Below are 18,717 nucleotides of genomic sequence, written 5' to 3' on the forward strand. Positions count from 1 at the left end.
ATTTTCACTGTACAAAGAACTGCTAGAAAATAATAGGAAGAAGAGCCATACTGAAGTAAGTAAAGTAGCAAGGTTTAAACGGCATTGTATAAAATCAAAATTATTGGATGAAAGAGCCGTAAAATCAGCAAAAGAAACGCTAGAGAAAATGCAAAAACGTATATATGTTACAAAAAAAATTAAATGCTGTATAGCAACTGTAGCAAAAATATGTTGCATTTCAAGAACAACATTGACTACATGAATAAAGCATTTAAAATTTAGAAGAGAAGAAAAGTTGTTTACTTCTCCCCAATGGGTAGAAAACCAGACTAAATACAGAATCAATTTGAACAAGTTGAGTATTGATACGAAAAAATCGTAATATTTACATTAAAAAAATGAGAATAAGAATCTAGAAAAAAATTTAGCTTGAATGTTAGTAAGCTTATAGTACATCGTAATGTGCAAAAAATGAAGTTTTTATATATTATGCCAAGATCAATTCATAATAAACAAGATAAAGGTAGACAGGAAGAATTTTTTCAAATTTTAATGAGACTATTGGTAAGCATCCGAATAAAAGTTATTTTTCTTTGACGAATCTCAGTTTAGCACATATTCAAAAGTTGAACTAGGCTGATTTAAAAAGGGCATTAGAACACAAGTTAAAGTAAAATCGGTAGACAAAATTTTTATCTTTACAGTACAGTTAATTTTAGAAAGAGGTGGAGTTTTAAAGAGCACAAGAAGCTTTTTTGTCATGGATTATACTAGTTAGTATAAGTTAAAAATTTAAATGTATCTAAAAATATCGAGAATATATACCTGCAGTCATACTTACCTAAGCTCAATCTTATCGAGAGACAAAACAGAATATTTTACATAATAAAGCCTATAATACAATTACTTTGCCTGAAAGCGCTTTTGCAAATTTATTACCTCTCTTTCTCATTCAGCAATTTAACAACTCTGCAATGTTACTCATTAACCTATTAACAATAAAAATTAGTATTAAATATCCGTAGGCTTTTTTCATTATTAATAACAGGGATCGAATTGGTGCACGCTAATTTACTTGAAGGAGAAGGAGATAAATACCATGCAGCAGCTATAGCAAGTGCTACAGTCATAACATACCACCCAAGACACAATATTCTAGATTTTCTTACTACTGCTCCAACAAAACACCAAATTGCCAAAAGAGCACAATTTGCTATAAATGTAGCATAAAATTCTCTACTACTGAGTTGTCTTTCAGATAGGGCATCTTTACCTTTCCTTTTATTCATAAGAAGCTCCTGCATGGTAGTATCTTCCATGCTCCTTTTCTTTTCAGGATATTGAACTGGACTTGCTTCATTGCCTGGTTTTTTGTTTTTTTGCACCTGCAGCTCTTCTTTTGCAGTCCGCTCTAGTTTCATTTGGTTCTTATTTTCTTCTTTTTGTAGACTGCTATCTTCTTCAGCAGAGCTTAATATTAAGCCTACACTGCTCCTTCCATTACTTACCAATGACTCCAAACTTTCTTCACTTAAACCAGGTGAATTTACTCCACCATCTACACTACCACTACTATCGATCTCAGAAGTATTTATTTCTGGTTCTAAATTATCCATTGTTTTAGACAATCTTTCTCCAAAATTAAATTGACTATCATCTCTCAGATTAGGCGAGTTTTCCCAACGTTTTGGATTTATTTCTTCACGTGTATTACTTAATTCTAAATTTTTAGCAGTGCAATTAAGGATATTACTTGCTCCATTTATAGACCGTTTATTCATTTCTGTACTAGAATAATTTTCATTACTGTTCTTGTAAACAGCATCTGAAGTTATTAATTTCATAATTATTTGTTCTATTTTTGTTCTTTCTATTAGATTTAGTTCTTTTGACTTTGCTATTTCTCTTTTCAACGCTGGAAGAAAGTGTTGGATATAACTATTATAATATTTCGCTTGTCCCATTAATGATTTTCTTAATTTCATTAATACCTCAGGATTAGCTCCTTTCTTAAACAACTTTTTGCACTTCCTGGGAATCTTGTCTTGTCTACTCTCTTGATTTTCTCGATAATTTTCTTCTGTTACCTTTTTTCTTATAACTTTGCACAATTCTTCTGTTTTTGACGCTGAATAATTTTTTACCCTTTTCAAGGCTTGTGAACTCTTAGTAGAATTACCAAGAGAGTTGTAATAATCACTTCTTGTTAAATTAGAAATTACCTCTGCATTACCATCCATAAAATATTCTTCCATACATAATAAAATATATAGATACCTTTTTGACGTTAATTTTGCATTAAAACTGAACAGTTGTATCCTTCTGAGGATTATGGCAACTTCTCTATTGTTCAATTATTTACTTTGCTAATGGTCGAATCTCCTGTTTTTATAGATTTACTTTCAATATAATTGTTCGCCTGTCGAATTAAAATATCTATCACTTCTTTTACAGACTTTTCCTTATCAACCATACCGACACTTTGACCAGCCATTAAAGATCCAGTTTCGACATCTCCTTCAATCACTGCTCTTTTTAAGGCTCCAGCCCAGAATTTTTCTATTTCAAGCTGCCCACCTTCTTTTGAGATCTGTCCTTTATGATATTTATCAATAATTTCTCTTTGATGTTGTATAAAGTCATCACTCGCTTTATTAGCTATGGCTCTTACTGGAATGATAGGAAAATCAGCGCTTATCTGTACAGAAGATACCGCATTACGTGCAGCTGATTTAATAAATATTTCCTTAAAGTTTTTGTGGGCAATCGATTCATTAGTACAAACAAATAATGTACCTATTTGACAGCCACTTGCTCCCATTTCTAAGTAATTTACCACTATTTCGCCCCTTCCTATCCCACCTGCAACAAATACTGGTATTTCCTTATCCTTTAAATAAGGTAATATCTCTTGCGAAAGAACAGAAGTGCTGACTGGACCTATATGCCCACCAGCTTCCATTCCCTCTATTATTAACGCACCCACCCCCATTTTTACTAACCTCTTTGCAAGGCTTAATGATGGTGCAAAGCACATAACCTCAATGCCTACATTTTTGATTTTTTCTATGCTAGGCTTTGACGGTAGTCCACCAGCAAGAACTATATGGCTTACTCTTGCTTTAATACATACATCTATCAGCTCATTCAAATTTGGGTGCATAGTAATTAGATTTACACCAAATGGCTTGTTAGTTAACTTCTGTGTCTCTGTTATTTCCTTTCCCAGTAAGTCTGAAGACATAGCACCGCATGCAATTACACCAAATCCACCAGCATTTGAGATTGCTGAAACTAAATTCCTCTCTGAAACCCAGCTCATAGCACCACCCATTATTGCAAACTCACTACCAAGAAAATCTGTTCCCTTTTTCCAGAGGTTACTCAACATATTATCTATATAATGCGTTTAAGAATGTTTTGTTTACCTATAAATATATGCTTTAAAGCACCAAATATATGCGAGACTATAAAAAACACCATAAAGTACGCAAGTATCAAGTATAGCAAATTGGCTGTATTCGCTAGATCTTTGTCTTTATTGATTAATAAAGGAATATAGAAAATATACTCAATCTTTATATCAGATGCAAAAGACATGACATAACTAGACAATAGCATCACTATCACTAAAGAGTATAAAATAAAGTGTATTGTTTCACTTACATTAATTACACAAGGAAAATTTGCTAAAAATAGTGGATCACAAGTGAAGACACAAGAAAATACGCGTAATATGACTAATCTAAGAATAACAATCACGCAAGCCCTATGAATAGGGTATATGCTGAATTTAATTTCATTATTAACTGGCAAGCTTTTCATGTAAAACTCAAAGCAAAGCATACCAATAATAAAAATAGCTATTAACCAATGAATAATCCTTAGCTTTAAGTTATATTTACTATCTTCCATTTGATTGTTCCAAAACAGAACCCATATGTAGAACTTATATAGTAGAAAAACTATTTTTCAATCAAAATTATTTGTACAAAACCTTGCTGTATTAATCAACATTCATACAATTATTGTACGTGACACCCAACTATACAAACATTGCAATTTGCGAGACCATGTATCATAAAAATGCAAAAAATACTTGACAAGCCTCGCTAGGCTTCATCCTAGTATTGAAGATATTCAATTATCTTCAATTCATGCACGTTAAATGCAAAGTATTACACAGCTGTAGTTTTATATTCAATTTTTCGCACTATGTACATTTTAATGTCTTTCAACATTTCTAAGTTTTTACTCACATAAGCTGAAACTTACTTATAGAAAATTTTAGGAAGTACAGCACGCCAATTTGCAGTAAGGTTGGAGAGTGAATATCATCCAACACGAGATAACTTTTGCCTTTTTTTTGCTTAGTAAATTCCTTAAGATTTATACCAAAGGTTAGTTACATTTAAAATGCAGCTAAGGTCACGATTATTAAGTGTTTAAAACATAAAAATGCCAATGTTTTTAATAGATATTAACCATTTTTTTCTACTTATACTAATCTCATCATACAAGAAACGGATAAACAATAATGAGAAAGAAGTCATATTGAAGTAAGTAAAACAACAAGGTCTAAATGGTGTTGAAATCAAAATTATTGGATGAAAAAGCGTGAAATCAGCAAAAAAATGCTGAAGAAAATGCAAGATAACGCATATGTTTAAAAAAACTAAATGCTATAATTGCAACAAAAAGTACTGCATAACAGCCGTAGCAAAAACATGTTTCATTTCAGGAAAAGCATTAACTGCATGGACAAAACACCTAAAATTTGGAAAAGAAAAAAAATTGTATGCTTCCTCTCAATATCATTGAGAAATGAGCTGAGCCAAGAGTCAATTCGCACAAGTTAAAGCATAGATACAAAAAAACTTGTATCACCATTAAAGAAATGAAAATAAGAATCTAGAAAAAATTTGGCCTAAACGTCAGCAAGTCTATAGTACAGTACAATATGCAAAAAATGAAGTTTTCATATATTACGCCAAGATCAGTCCATAATAAATAAGATAAAAGTAGACAGGAAGAGTTAAAAAATCTCATTAAGCCTATTGGCAAATATCCTGAATAAGAGTTATTCATCTTTGATGAATCGTAGTTGGTACGCATTCGAAAGTTGGACATGAGTAACTTAAAAATGGCATGAGAACACGGGTCAAAGTAAGGTTAGGTAAGCAAAAATTTTACCCCTTTACAGGGCAGTTAAAATCCTAGAATGGGAAAATTTCAACTTATTTACACTGAATGCTAACACTAATTGTATGAGTATATTTCTTGAATAAATGTCACAATATCTAAGAGCATAAGAAACTTTTCTTGTCACGGATTGTGCTAGTTAGTACACATTAAAAAATTGAAGGCACTTTTAAATATCTAGATCATATACTCACCACCATACTCGCCTAAGTTCAATCTTATTGAGAGACTTTGATTACATATCAAATAAAACATTTTACGTGATAAAGTTTATAATATAATTGCTTTGCTTGAGAGCATTTTTGCAAATCTTTCACCTCCCCTTCTCACTCTGCAATTTACCTACCTAACTCACTAACAATAACAACTGATTCAACTTATTGAACAAACCCTATAATATTTTTGATTTCTTTTATGTTGTGGCCAACAATTTCTGCTGCTTTTTCCGTGCCTTTTTTTAACACTCCATACAAGTGAGATTGATCCTTTAAAAGATCATTTATTTCCTCACGTATGGGTGATATAACACTTATAATTAGATCAGCCAATTCTCCTTTAAAGTGCTGCATATCATGCTTATTCATCTCTTCACACACTTCATCTACATCTAAATTACTAAGTACTGAGTATATATTTATCAGGTTGCTTATTTCTGGGCGATACTTTAAAGTAGCAAAATCAAAGCCTAGTATTGAATCTGTTTTTGCTTTTATTACTTTTTTAACAATCAAGTCATCTGTGTCGTCAAGGTTAATGCATGAATATGCTGAAGGATCAGATTTACTCATTTTGCTCGTACCATCTCTTAAACTCATTATCCTCGATACGTGGTCTAAAACTAGTATTTCAGGTACAACAAAATGACCAAGCTTATAGTAATTATTGAAAGCTAATGCGATATCGCGTGCGAGCTCTAAATGCTGTCTTTGATCATCACCAACAGGAACATATTTAGTTTGATATAGTAATATATCTGCCGCCATAAGCACTGGGTAACTATATAACCCAAGAGAGGCTTTTTGTTTATCCCTGCCAGCCTTATCTTTAAATTGAGTCATACGATTGAGCCAACTAATTGGTGTATAACACCCTAGCATCCAACTAAGTTCCGCGTGACCACTAATTGTAGACTGATTAAAAATAATGGATTTTTCTGGATCTATTCCACACGCAATGTAAATTGCCACTGTTTTAAAAATATTATTTTTTAACTCGCTTGCAGGAAGCTTATTGGCTGTGATCGCATGCAAATCAACTATACAAAAAAGAGATTTGTACTTATCCTGTAAAGTTATCCACTGCTTGATTGCGCCAAGATAATTACCTAAATGCAGTACACCGCTTGGTTGAATGCCTGAAAAGACCACACTTGTCATTACATATCTGCCTAATTGTACGTATATTGCTAACTGCTTCCATAATTAGCAGTTTCTTTTGGAGATAATAACCATTGCAGGACGAAGTAACCTATTTTTAATAGTATAGCCAGTTTGCAAGACTTCCACAATAGTGCCAATTTGTTTTTCATTATCCTCTCTTTCTACAACAGCTTGATGTAAATTGCTATCAAAAATCTCCCCGATTGGGTTTACCTCTTCTATTCCATGCTTTTTAAGATCATTCATGATCTTTTGATGAGCTACTTTAATTCCCTCATGAACAGGATCATCGTCCTTTAAAATCTCCATTACTCTTTTTAAATTATCACACGAGTCGATCATATCACGAGCAAATTTTGTAACTGCGTAGTCACTTGCATCGCTAATTTGCTTTTGCATTATACGTTTAATATTTTCGTTATCTGCAACAGCACGACGTAAATGATCTTCAAGCTGAACTGCACGTTCTTTCAATATTTTGAGCTCATCTAGATCACAAGCTTGTTTGTTATTATCCTGTTGGTCTTCGCTTTCCTGTTTATTCACCATGTCAGTGAATTTCCTCTCTCTTTCTTTACTACTATCTGACATATCATTACCCCTAAAAATCTAATAAATATATAACAATTAATCTGAAAATATCAAGAACTAGCTAGGCTTGCCGTTCTATGCTCGCATTTAAAAAATCAATTAAAGCAATCTTATAAGAAGAATTAGGAAAAGTGTTAATATCATTTTGCGCCATGTTAACATAGTGTCTCGCCTTTTCTATAGAAAGCTGAATAGCATTATGATTATTAATATAATGTAATGCTTGATCAAAGTTGCATTCAGCCAAAGAAAAACATTTTTTCCAGAACTTTTGTTCTGCTGAACTACCTTTTTCATACGCTATAATAGCAGGTAAAGTTACTTTACCTTCAAAAAAGTCCTTTCCAATTTGCTTTCCAGAAGTACATTGATCGGCAGCATAGTCGAGCATATCATCAATTATTTGAAATGCCATACCAAAATTAAAGCCAAAATTTTTTAACCTCTCTGTTTCATTACTTGTAGCACTGGATATTATAGAAGCAGCTTCACAGCATGCAGAAAATAAAGACGCCGTTTTCTTTCCAATGATATCAAAATAATTTTTCCTAATAGTGTGAGGGCTAAAGTGTGCTGCCATTTGGCTTATCTCGCCTTTTACAAGTGAACACGACGCTCTAGATAAAGTGGAAAGAATATTTAAACTTCCACACTCTATAAGCCATTTAAATGCCAAAGTCAATAACAGATCACCAACCAAAATGCTCGACTTATTCCCCCAAATTTTATTCGCTGTTTTAACTCCATGTCGTGCTTCACTTTCATCAAGCACATCATCATGAAGTAAAGTAGCGTTATGTATAAATTCTACTGACGCAGCAATTTTAATCCTATCTTCTCCGGAGTAGTTTAGCATCTTACATATGATAAAGACAAGTTTGGGCCTTACTTTTTTTCCACCTGACTTAACAAGATGAGATATAATATTGGCAGCAAATTTGACATCTTCATTGTCAATATCCTTAAAGATAAAGTTCTTCATAGCTGATAAATCAGAAGATAAGATATTGTCTAATATATCATTACTTATTAAATCAGTGTTCAACATTTAATGAGACTTATGCCTCTTGTTCTTTTGCTTTTTTTGTCTCTGTTTTCTTTTTTTTTGTTTTTTTTGCTTCTGTTTCTAAAGTTATTATGCCTTTTTTAATGAACCACAGCACCCTTTCACTTGCTTGTGCACCCACACTTAGCCAATATTTTAATCTATCAGCTTTTACCATGACACGATTTTTATTGTCTTTTGGTAGCATTGGATTGTACTGCCCTATTCTCTCGATAAAACGTCCATCTCTTGGTGCACGCGAATCGGCTACAACTATTCTGTAAAAAGGGTATTTCTTTGCACCAAATCTTGCCAACCTTATTTTAACTGCCATGTTAACCTTTATTTATTATACTAATACAATTTATATAATTAAGTAATTCTAGTCAAACCAATCATCACTCTTCCATTTAAGAATAATATAACTGCTATTAGTTAGCCGTATGAGATAGTGATAACTAGACCTTATTACATATTATCAAGTATAGCATGATTAATCTCAACCTTATATTTTGATTCTAAGTAGCTAATTAACTGCCCTTTTAGCGATATCATCACACGTTTTCCAGTATCAAATGTGTCTAACTTGCCATTTAACGAGTACATTTCTTTTAAAATACCTACTATAACTTCATTATCGTGCTGAACAGGATCTGTTACTGAACCAATCTTTTTCAGAGAGAAAACTTTCTCTACAAAAGAAAATGGGTAACTTTGCTGACCCACTTCATTGCGATATATTTGCTGGTCCTTAATCAATTCTATACCTTGAGTTTTTTCCAAATCTACCTTTTCTCTTAGTCGAACTGCAACTTCCTGTCCAATTTCAAACATCTTCTCTTTTACAAACCAATTATGCCAAAGATCTATCACTAATGCCTTACTTTCTTCAAAATCTCGCAATTTAGGTGGAACAATGTTGATGATCTTTACACCAACAACAGCATCGCCAACACTTTTAAAATAATCTTTCTGATCTTTTTCTCGTGAAAAGATGAAAGAAACCAAATCATTAGAGCTTTCCACAATATTACCGCTCTGATCCTTTCCACTAGCATCTACTGGACCAATAGTTTGCATAGGTAAATTGTATTCACTGGATATTTCTTCAATCGTCATACCATTATATATCTCATAGTTTACTTGATTTGTAAAATCATTAACCTTCTCAAAAGACTTCTGATTAATCAAAACTAACTTTATATTTTTCTTCAAATCAGCCAAGTTCTCATTAGAGATTTGATGTACACTATACACTTTTATTATATGCCAACCAAAACTACTTGCTAAAGCTTCACTTACTTCACCAACTTTGAGAGCAAACACCTTTTCCCTCATGTCTTCTGGCAAAAAATCCTTAGTTATATTGTTTAACCTAATTTCTTCAAGCTTTGTCTTTCCAAATTCTTCTACCATTTGTTCAAAGCTTATTTTGCCTTCCTCAAATGCCTTATATGCTGCTTCAGCCTCTTCTTTAGAATGGAATATTAAATTAAATATATCTCTTTGATCTTTAAGCTCTTGTTGTTCTATTATATCGTCAACTTCTCTATCTGAAATCTGAATCTGGTCTTTAAAGTATTTTTGATCTAAAGAAATATATTGTGCAGTTCGATATTCAGGGTAATAAAAACGAGATTTATTTTTTTCATATAAATCAAATAAAGTTCGTTCATCTGGCTCAGTAACGTCTGTAACTACATCTTGAGTTATTTTAACAATATCAACCACTCTAGTTTGATAGCGGTTCTTATATATCTGTTCATCGATTTTTTCTCCAAAAGTTACTGGATAATTATCATGAAATAATGAAGTTATGAACATAATTGTAGGCAAGACTTTCTTTAACTTTGCTACGTATTCTCTTTCCGTTATGTGCAAATTATTCAAGGCCTCATGAAATTTTTTTTTGTCAAATTCTCCTTTATTGTTTTGAAAATACTCAGTATTTCTAATGTGGTCTTTTATGGATTCTTCTCCAATCACTAACCCTAAATCACTAATCAAGTTAAACAACAGTTTTTGCTCTATAAGTGCATTAAGTAAACCGTATTTCAATCTTTTTATCTGCTCTTCACTAAGATCAGATCTAGAAGCATGATTTCCATAATTTTGATATAGCGACTTGTACTCATCCAATGTTATAACTTCCTTTCCAACTCTAGCCAATTCTTCCTTTTTATTATCATCCAAAAAAAGGGTGCCAAGCCCCATAAAGAGTAACAAACAAGTTAAAATGATAACAATTATTTTAGTAAAAAAAAAATTAACATTCATAAACAAAAGTTGATTAGCGGTTAATCGTAGAATAGTGCTAATTTATCTTTTGTAAATCTACTGATTAATTATACCAATTCTCATGTTAGTAAGTCAAATAAGTGAAGTTGCAGAGTGAGAATGAGGGTAATAAATTTGTACAAAGCACTCTTAAATAAAGCAATTTTTGTCATGAATTGTGCTAGTTGACATGGGTCGAAAAATTTAAAGGTATCAAAAATATTGAGATTATATATCCACTATGATACTCATCTGAGCTCAACCATATTGAGAGACTTTAGATTGCATATAAACAGAATATTTTGCGTCACAAAGTCTATAATACAATTGTTTTGCTTGAGAGCGTTTTGTGTAAATTTACCATCTCTCTTTCTCACTACACAATAAAACAACTCTGTTGTATTACTTATTTGACCTATCACTAATGAGAATTAGTATAACACAATATCAAAAGAAAATCTTATACTCACACAAATGCTACTACTAAGTCCAACATCAATAACGGCATAAAAATGCTCATCATCATTGCACTATCTCTAACACTTCCTTTTTCGAGGTAGCTTAATCTCCTATAACGTCAATAAGTGCTCGTTTTGTTTTTCTCTTTAAGCCAACTCTGCAATAGTTTAATTATTTGCGTTTTATATCAAAGAATTTGCCCTATATTAAAGTAGGGTAGTTGTTGTCTCAGTGTTACTACACAACAACTTGGTGTAATAATGTATTCCTCTTCTCAACTCTAAAATTCACGTAAACAAGAAACTCTCTTCATTGATTTATCTTTTGCATATATTCTATCTTCAATAGCCCCTTCAAATGCTCTATTACGTCTTAAATGGTAATTTACCCCCTCCATTCAAATCTTGCACCATTGTGTTCGACGCAATGACACAAAATATAAGGTATACTATTACTTGTTATGTCTACATCAGGCTTTATGAACAGATCTGACTCAAATATTTTCTTGTTAATTGCTATTTCACTATTCTTACTGAAGAACTTTTTTAATTGCTCAATTCTTTTATTACATACCTTTCCTGTGTTGTCATAACCTTAAGAAAGTCATCAGATTCTTCTGAATGCTATTTATTAATAATAAGCCACGTTAAAAGCCAAGAACTTAGTTAATGAATTAATGTAACCTTCCTTATAGGAAGTAAGGCCCATCATTTTTATCACACATATCTATTAAAGCTAGCTTATTCTTAATTATTCATAGAGCTAAAAAAGTCAGCGTTACTCTTTGTCAAAAGCAGTTTATCACGCAAAAACTCCATTGCTTCAACAGGCCCCATAGGGCTTAGTATCCTACGCAATACCCATATTTTATTTAATGTAGCTTTGTCAATTAATAACTCTTCTTTTCTAGTTCCAGATTTCGTAATGTCAATAGCTGGAAATATACGCTTATCGGCAAGTTTTCTATCAAGAATAATCTCAGCATTACCTGTACCTTTAAATTCTTCAAAAATAACTTCATCCATTTTTGAGCCAGTCTCTATAAGAGCAGTAGCAATTACTGTTAAAGAACCACCATTTTCAATGTTACGAGCTGCTCCAAAAAAACGTTTTGGTCTTTGTAATGCATTAGAATCTACACCACCAGTTAGAACTTTTCCAGACGAAGGAATGACTGCATTATAAGCACGTGCAAGACGAGTTATAGAATCAAGCAAGATTACCACATCTTTCTTATGCTCAACCATCCTTTTAGCTTTTTCTATTACTATTTCAGCAAGCTGTACATGACGGTAAGCAGGTTCATCAAATGTAGAGCTTACTACTTCGCCTTTCACAGAGCGCATCATATCTGTCACTTCTTCAGGTCTTTCATCTATGAGTAATACTATCAACTCTATTTCAGGATGATTTGTAGCTATAGAATGAGCCATTTGCTGAAGTAGTATAGTTTTTCCCGTACGTGGTGGAGCAACTATTAATGCTCTTTGCCCTTTTCCAAGAGGTGCAACTATATCCACGGCACGCATATTTATATCTTTTTTATTATCACCGCTGCTGTTATTTTCAAGAATTAAACTTTCTTCAGGATAAAGAGGAAGTAAATTATCAAAATGGGCGTACTTTCTTAATTCACTTACTTCAGTAAAGTTTATACCTTGAACTTTAGTTAAAGTAAAATATCTTTCCTTATCACCAGGCGGTCTTATTTCTCCACATACCATATCTCCCGTGCGCAAACTAAACTTTTTTATTTGTCCATTAGAAATATAAACATCATCAGTACTTGGAGCATAATTTGCATTTGCTGAGCGCAAAAAACCGAAACCATCAGGTAATATTTCCACTACTCCACTCCCTGTAGTAATACCTCCTTCTTCACTCATTTTCTTCATTAAGCTGAATATCACTTCCTGTTTCAACATTCTGCCATTGCCCTTACCATTAGTTGAAACTTTTCTTTCTTCAGCTAGATTTAATAATTCTTCTGCTGTTTTTTCCCTCAGCTCACTCAGATCTAGTGTTTTTCTATTTTCCTTTACACCTTCGTTTGTTGTTTGTTTTATCATATCGTTATTAGAAATTTGCTCGCTTTTTTCTATTAGTTCTGTTGCAACTGCAACCTTTTCTTTCGCTAAAACATCTTTGTTGATTGTTACCATAGTCCTCCAAAAATTCTAATTGATGCTTACTAACCTAAAATGTGATTACAAGATAATAAATTAGGCTGAGCTAATCTTTAGGAAGTACTGAACTCAATTATTACTAAGCTATATACTTTACCTAAATGTAATATCAATAAATACCGGCAAGTCAAGTTAATTTACTACTAACATAGTATGAAAACAAGTAAATGATTTAAAAATTTTAATAATCTTCCTTTATATTTCTCAACCTTTCTTGCTTTTCTTCTTTCACTCTTGCTTTTTCCACTTCTGCTTCTAAGTTTTCTTGGCTACATAAGCCAAGCAATACTGGATCTTGAGGTTTTATATTCTGCATATTGTAATGAGATCCATCTCTTATTTGTTCCACCGTATAACTTGTTGTACTGATCAGTCTAGCTATAACATTATTGTCTAAGGCAGGAAATTTTTTTATTAAATAAAAAATCGCGTCAGGTTTATCTCTACGCCTCACTGTAGAAGCAAAACCCAAAATATTACCGCCCACCTTATTCCTTTTTTTTACATTTTTTGCAATCAAATCTGGAATACGATTTGGGTCTTCTTTACAGTTATCAATTTCTTTTTCGGTTATTATTCCAGAAATCACAGGATTAAATTTTTCTATGTCTATTTCCTCATCAGCTATACTTTGCACCTCTTCAATAGCCAATTTACAACACCGCGCTATTTGATTAAAAGTTAAAGCAGTATTATCTATTAGCCAAGCAGCAATTTGCATGTAAAACTGTTTAATTCTATCATTATCACCTTTAGAAAATTCTGTTGACATCAAAGAAACATCTCCAAAATAAAATCAATTGTCATTACATAGAGCTAAAATATAAGCTATTAAAATTAAAAAAGCATTAATTTCGTCACTAGATGACCTTTTTGGTTTAACTTCCTAGACTAATCAAGCAGCTAGACCTGTCTTAAGTAGACCCAAAAAATATTTTCTCTCCCTAAGCATGATACTTAATCAAGTATATATTTACACTTGAGAAATAGCTAATTCTAAACTTAATATAGTGTAATACCATACATAATAGCTCATAATAATTATCGTTGTTAATAGATTAAATTAAGTAACATTATAGAATTGTTTAACTGCAGAACAAGATAGAGAGAGATAATATATTTGTATACGCCTTCTCAAGTAAAGCAATTCTATTATTGCTTTTAATTATGCAGGATGTTCTGTTTTATATACGACCAAAATCTTGCAATAAATTGAGTTCAGTGAATATGATGACAGGTACGTAATCTTAATATTTTCAGATATCTTGCAAATTTTTTGACTTATATTAACTAGCACAATCCATGATAAGAGATATGCTAACGTGCTAATACTAACTTCATATTAATTAAGGCTCATCATATTTTTAAATATTGCAACGTTTGTTTATAGAGATACATTCATACAATCAGTGTTGATATATCCAGTACAAATAAGTTAAAGCTCTTTCCATTTTTTAGGATCACTGCACTGTAGAGATAAAAGTTTTTTTGTCTAGCTAATTCTAATTTAACTTATGCTCTAACGCCATTTTCAAATCACCCGTATCTAACTTTTGAATGTACGCCAAATCTCAATTCATCAAAGATGAGTAACTTTTATTCATAGATGCTTACCAATAGCCTTATTAAATTTTCATTTTAACTCTTCCTGTCTACCTTTATCTTGCTCATTGTAGATTGATCTTGGCATAACACATGAAAATTTCATTTTTTTGCTTATCACGGTATATTATAAACTTGCTAGCATTCAAGCTAAATTGTCCCAAGTTCTTATCCTTATTTTTTAAACAAAAATGCTATGATTTTCTTGTACACATGCCTCAACTTGTTCAAATTAACTCCGATTTAATCTAGTTTTTCTACAACGTTAAGTATGAAGTAAACAACTTTTCTTCCCTTCTAAACTCCAGGTGCTTTTCTATGTAGTTAATACATATCATTGAAATGCAATATATTTTTGCTATGGCTGTTATACAGTGCTTTTTGCTACAATTACAGCATTCAGTTTTTTTGCAACATATGTGTTATTTCATACTTTTTTCAACATTCCTTTTACTGATTTCACAACTTTTTTACCAATAATTTTAATTTCACACCATTTAAATCTTGCTATTTTACTTACTTCAGTAAGGCTTCTTTTCCACTCTTGGCTATCCGCTCCTTAATACATTAAGAATTTGATATAAGTACCCTGAATTATAGAGTTATTTCCCTTTGATAAATCGCGATTTGATACACGTTCAAAAGTTGAACATTGGTGACTTTAAAATGGCATTAGAACACAGATTGCAGTAAAATTAAGTAGATAAAAACTTTTATCTCTACAGTGCAGTTAATCCTAAGAAATGGAAAGAGCTTTAGCTTATTTGTACTGGATATATTAACACTGATTGTATGAATGTATCTCTTAAACAAACGTTGCAATATTTAAAAATATGATGAGCCTTAATTAATATGAAATTAGTATTAGCACGTTAGCATAACTTATCATGGATTGTGCTAGTTAATATAAGTCAAAAAATTTAAAATTACCTAAAAATATTGAGACTATATACCTACCACTATACTCAGAACTCAATTTTATTGAGAGATTTTGGTTGTACATAAAACAGAACATCCTGCATAATAAAGTCTATAACACAATTGCTTTCTTTGAGAAGGCTGTATACCAATTTATTACCTCTTTACCTCTTGCTCCGCAATCAAATAACTCTACAATGTTACTTATTTAACCACTAACAATATGAAGATTCGTATCACTACTTATTTTCTATATTGCTAGGTTTTTAAGTCTTAAATGCTGTAATCTAGCTGCTTTCTAATGTAACTTATTGGGGCTATAAATATTTTTAAATTTACTAAGCAAAAAAAACACTAAAATAGTAAATTATTAACTCTCTGTTTTAAAAACTTAAAATTATATAATATTTTAAACGTTTCAGCTTATATAGGTAAAAACTTAGAAAGTTTATAAAGACATAAGATATAAATAGTACAAAGAATTAAACAACAGTACACCAAATATAAGGCCTTCTTACCATTTTAACCTGCTAAGATTGGAAAGTTATATAAAACAACTTCAATACTATGCTTAAAAAGCTACAAAGTATGTCAAGTAGCTTTTTGCATTTCTGTGAACTACTCTTAAATAACCGATAACTCTATGCACAAAGCCTGCTCTTATTGTCCTATATCCTGTAATCATACACTCAGCTAATTTTGCAATGCCCTATTGCAATTTACTTAATTGACGTATAAGCTTTAAATAAAGCCTATGAAAAAAAATGAAAGCTTGTTATTCATTTGACGATATACTCCTTTTACCAGCTTATTCTAATATATTGCCTTGTGACGCAGATACAAAAACTTATTTAACAAATAGTATAGAACTCAACATCCCTCTGATATCTTCTGCAATGGATACTGTCACTGAATCAGATTTTGCAATAGCTATTGCACAACATGGTGGAATAGGTTGCATACATAAAAACTTATCAATAGATGAGCAAGCTTCAGAAGTAAGGAGAGTAAAAAAATACGAAAGTTGGATCGTATACAACCCAATCACAATTTCCCCGGACAAAACAGTTGCAGAAGCAATTTCATTGATGAAAGAGCATGATTATTCTTGTATTCCTGTAGTTGAGCAATGCAAGTTAGTCGGAATTTTAACTAACAAAGATATAAGATTTATTGAAGATCAGAACATGAGTACAAAAGTCTCTGAGGTAATGACAAAAGAGAAATTAGTTACAGTACGGGAGCAGGGGATAGACAGCACTTCAGCAATGAAACTCCTGCATGAAAACAGGATAGAGAAGCTTTTGGTCATAGATGAAAACTTCTGCTGCATAGGTCTGATCACAGCTAAAGACATTAAAGAATACAATAGATACCCCAATTCATGCAAAGATAGTAAAGGGCGGCTCAGAGTTGCCGCTGCAGTTGGCACTGGTAAAAAAGATGGTATAGAAAGATGTGAAGCTTTGATCAGAGAAGAGATTGACGTGATTATTGTAGATACTGCTCACGGTCATTCCGAAAATGTTATTAATACTATTAAAGAAATAAAAACAATGTATCCAAGTACGCAGCTAGTTGCTGGAAATATTACAACAAAAGAAGCTGCTGAAGCATTGATTAACGCTGGTGCTGATGCAGTAAAGGTTGGGGTAGGGCCTGGATCAATTTGTACAACTAGAATAGTTACAGGTGTGGGTGTTCCACAATTTTCTGCAATCCAAAGCGTTGCAGAAACATGTAAAACAAGAAAAGTAAGGTTAATTGCTGATGGTGGAGTGAAATACTCAGGAGATATTGCAAAAGCTATTGCAGCTGGTGCTGATTCCGTAATGATAGGTGCAATTTTTGCTGGTACTAATGAAAGTCCAGGTGAGATTATCATGTATAAAGGTAGAGCATATAAAAGTTATCGAGGAATGGGGTCTATCAGTGCAATGAAACGAGGTTCTGCTAGCCGTTATTTTCAAGATAAAGATCCAAAACTCAAATTAGTTCCACAAGGAGTGGAAGGAAGAGTGCCATTCAAAGGTCCAGCTTCAGGAGTAATTCATCAATTAATTGGTGGGTTACAAGCTGCAATGGGGTATACCGGTAATAGAAATATAGAAGAGATGAAAGAAAACTGTAAGTTTACAGTTATGACTGCATCAGGATTAAGAGAAAGCCATGTTCATGACATAACTATCACACAGGAATCTCCAAATTATGTTTATCAAGTGTCCAACAACTTGTCAATTGATTCAGACGTCTAATTATTAATTGTCAATTAATACAGTAAAAGTAAATAGGTAAAGCAGAGGTTTTTGCACTAATATAAAAGTCCCTGCTATAGTTAAAAATGCATTAGCTTTTAGTTTGTTAAGTTATAATACACATTTGTTAATCTATGTAATTTATATTAGACCTGTGCTTGCTGTACATCTTGCTACATCTACCGCATCATCAATTATCCTTCACCATCTTCTGCTCTATCTTCATTTATAATACCAATTTCTACCATATAAAGAACGGATAGACAATAATGAACAAGAAGTCTTCTGAAGCAAGTAAAGTAGCGAGGGTAAAATGGCGTTGAAATCAAAATTTTTGGATAAAAAGTCGTGTAGTCAGCAAAAGAAATGTTAAAAAAGTGCGAAATGACGTATATGTTACAAAAAATTAAATGCTGTAATTGTAGCAAAAAAGCATAATATATAACAGCCATAGCAAAAACATGTTGTTCTTCGAGAACAGCATTACTACATAAATAAAGCTCTAAAATTTAGAAGAGAAATAAAATTGTTTACTCTCTGCTTAATGTCATAAAAAAAACTAGATTAAATCAGAGTTAATTTGAACAAGTTAAAGATAGATACAAGAAAATCCTAATATTGCCATTCAAGAAAAAAGAAGAAACTTGAGCGCTTGTCTGTAATACAGTATAGTAATTACTCTGAGCAGTATAGCACGGACAATACCATTATAAGAAAATACGATATTAGGGATATAGTAAGAATAATAATCCAGAAAAAATTTGGCTTGAATGTCAGCAAGACTACAGCACATTGTAATATGTAAAAATGAAATTCCAGTA

12 protein-coding genes and 1 pseudogene are annotated in these 18,717 nt (G+C 32.1%); 3 read left to right on the forward strand and 10 right to left on the reverse strand.

Annotated features, from left to right (window positions below; translation table 11 throughout):
* Positions 1-88 precede the first annotated feature (88 nt).
* Positions 89-1,007 (forward strand): annotated as a pseudogene (locus tag GOY07_RS04715) (transposase).
* Here the strand turns inward: GOY07_RS04715 and GOY07_RS03595 are convergent.
* From GOY07_RS03595 to GOY07_RS03605, 3 genes are read right to left on the reverse strand one after another with little or no spacing between them, the layout of a single operon-like run.
* Positions 975-2,336: a hypothetical protein gene (locus GOY07_RS03595; protein ID WP_218938963.1), complete on the reverse strand. Its 1,362-nt coding sequence runs from the start codon at positions 2,334-2,336 to the stop codon at positions 975-977. The pseudogene GOY07_RS04715 and the gene GOY07_RS03595 sit on opposite strands and share 33 nt — an antisense overlap.
* The gene (locus GOY07_RS03600; protein WP_175838302.1) at positions 2,333-3,373 is read right to left on the reverse strand and encodes an NAD(P)H-dependent flavin oxidoreductase; all 1,041 of its coding nucleotides are present in this window, start codon (positions 3,371-3,373) and stop codon (positions 2,333-2,335) included. The genes GOY07_RS03595 and GOY07_RS03600 overlap by 4 nt, the downstream gene beginning before the upstream one ends.
* 5 nt (positions 3,374-3,378) lie before the next feature.
* Positions 3,379-3,897 (reverse strand): cytochrome b, encoded by a 519-nt coding sequence (locus tag GOY07_RS03605; protein WP_175838304.1) that lies wholly within the window; start codon positions 3,895-3,897, stop codon positions 3,379-3,381.
* Positions 3,898-4,644: 747 nt separating this feature from the next.
* Here GOY07_RS03605 and GOY07_RS04225 point away from each other — a divergent pair.
* The gene (locus GOY07_RS04225; RefSeq protein ID WP_218938964.1) at positions 4,645-4,803 is read left to right on the forward strand and encodes a hypothetical protein; all 159 of its coding nucleotides are present in this window, start codon (positions 4,645-4,647) and stop codon (positions 4,801-4,803) included.
* Between the two features lie 758 nt (positions 4,804-5,561).
* On the opposite strand, the gene trpS is transcribed toward GOY07_RS04225, so the two are convergent.
* From trpS to GOY07_RS03640, 7 genes are all read right to left on the reverse strand, one after another.
* Positions 5,562-6,560 carry a tryptophan--tRNA ligase gene (trpS, locus tag GOY07_RS03610; protein ID WP_175838306.1) on the reverse strand — a complete coding sequence of 333 codons (999 nt, stop codon included), beginning with the start codon at positions 6,558-6,560 and terminating at the stop codon, positions 5,562-5,564.
* 45 nt (positions 6,561-6,605) lie between these two features.
* Positions 6,606-7,154 carry a nucleotide exchange factor GrpE gene (locus GOY07_RS03615; RefSeq protein WP_175838308.1) on the reverse strand — a complete coding sequence of 183 codons (549 nt, stop codon included), beginning with the start codon at positions 7,152-7,154 and terminating at the stop codon, positions 6,606-6,608.
* Between the two features lie 61 nt (positions 7,155-7,215).
* Positions 7,216-8,202: a polyprenyl synthetase family protein gene (locus tag GOY07_RS03620; RefSeq protein ID WP_175838310.1), complete on the reverse strand. Its 987-nt coding sequence runs from the start codon at positions 8,200-8,202 to the stop codon at positions 7,216-7,218.
* Between the two features lie 10 nt (positions 8,203-8,212).
* Complete coding sequence (gene rpsP, locus GOY07_RS03625) at positions 8,213-8,533, reverse strand: 30S ribosomal protein S16 (protein WP_175838312.1); 321 nt, start codon at positions 8,531-8,533, stop codon at positions 8,213-8,215.
* A gap of 134 nt (positions 8,534-8,667) precedes the next feature.
* On the reverse strand, positions 8,668-10,476 hold the full coding sequence (locus tag GOY07_RS03630) for a peptidylprolyl isomerase (RefSeq protein ID WP_175838314.1): 1,809 nt from the start codon (positions 10,474-10,476) through the stop codon (positions 8,668-8,670).
* Between the two features lie 1,205 nt (positions 10,477-11,681).
* The gene (gene rho, locus GOY07_RS03635; protein WP_175838316.1) at positions 11,682-13,097 is read right to left on the reverse strand and encodes a transcription termination factor Rho; all 1,416 of its coding nucleotides are present in this window, start codon (positions 13,095-13,097) and stop codon (positions 11,682-11,684) included.
* A 205-nt stretch (positions 13,098-13,302) separates the two neighbouring features.
* Positions 13,303-13,893, reverse strand: a complete 591-nt coding sequence (locus GOY07_RS03640; protein WP_175838318.1) for a cell cycle transcriptional regulator TrcR — start codon at positions 13,891-13,893, stop codon at positions 13,303-13,305.
* A 2,512-nt stretch (positions 13,894-16,405) separates the two neighbouring features.
* On the opposite strand from GOY07_RS03640, the gene guaB reads away from it, so the two are divergent.
* Complete coding sequence (gene guaB, locus GOY07_RS03645) at positions 16,406-17,896, forward strand: IMP dehydrogenase (protein WP_175838320.1); 1,491 nt, start codon at positions 16,406-16,408, stop codon at positions 17,894-17,896.
* Positions 17,897-18,717: the final 821 nt, after the last annotated feature.

This window comes from Wolbachia endosymbiont of Litomosoides sigmodontis (assembly GCF_013365435.1).
In the GTDB taxonomy this organism is placed as follows: Bacteria; Pseudomonadota; Alphaproteobacteria; order Rickettsiales; family Anaplasmataceae; genus Wolbachia.

Excerpts from the sequence above, each read along its gene's own strand:
- GOY07_RS03620 (WP_175838310.1), bottom strand. The coding sequence starts at position 8,202 with ATGTTGAACACTGATTTAATAAGTAATGATATATTAGACAATATCTTA.
- GOY07_RS03615 (WP_175838308.1), bottom strand. The coding sequence starts at position 7,154 with ATGTCAGATAGTAGTAAAGAAAGAGAGAGGAAATTCACTGACATGGTG.
- GOY07_RS03600 (WP_175838302.1), bottom strand. The coding sequence starts at position 3,373 with ATGTTGAGTAACCTCTGGAAAAAGGGAACAGATTTTCTTGGTAGTGAG.
- guaB (WP_175838320.1), top strand. The coding sequence starts at position 16,406 with ATGAAAGCTTGTTATTCATTTGACGATATACTCCTTTTACCAGCTTAT.
- trpS (WP_175838306.1), bottom strand. The coding sequence starts at position 6,560 with ATGACAAGTGTGGTCTTTTCAGGCATTCAACCAAGCGGTGTACTGCAT.
- GOY07_RS03605 (WP_175838304.1), bottom strand. The coding sequence starts at position 3,897 with ATGGAAGATAGTAAATATAACTTAAAGCTAAGGATTATTCATTGGTTA.
- GOY07_RS03630 (WP_175838314.1), bottom strand. The coding sequence starts at position 10,476 with ATGAATGTTAATTTTTTTTTTACTAAAATAATTGTTATCATTTTAACT.
- rho (WP_175838316.1), bottom strand. The coding sequence starts at position 13,097 with ATGGTAACAATCAACAAAGATGTTTTAGCGAAAGAAAAGGTTGCAGTT.
- rpsP (WP_175838312.1), bottom strand. The coding sequence starts at position 8,533 with ATGGCAGTTAAAATAAGGTTGGCAAGATTTGGTGCAAAGAAATACCCT.
- GOY07_RS04225 (WP_218938964.1), top strand. The coding sequence starts at position 4,645 with ATGTTTAAAAAAACTAAATGCTATAATTGCAACAAAAAGTACTGCATA.
- GOY07_RS03640 (WP_175838318.1), bottom strand. The coding sequence starts at position 13,893 with ATGTCAACAGAATTTTCTAAAGGTGATAATGATAGAATTAAACAGTTT.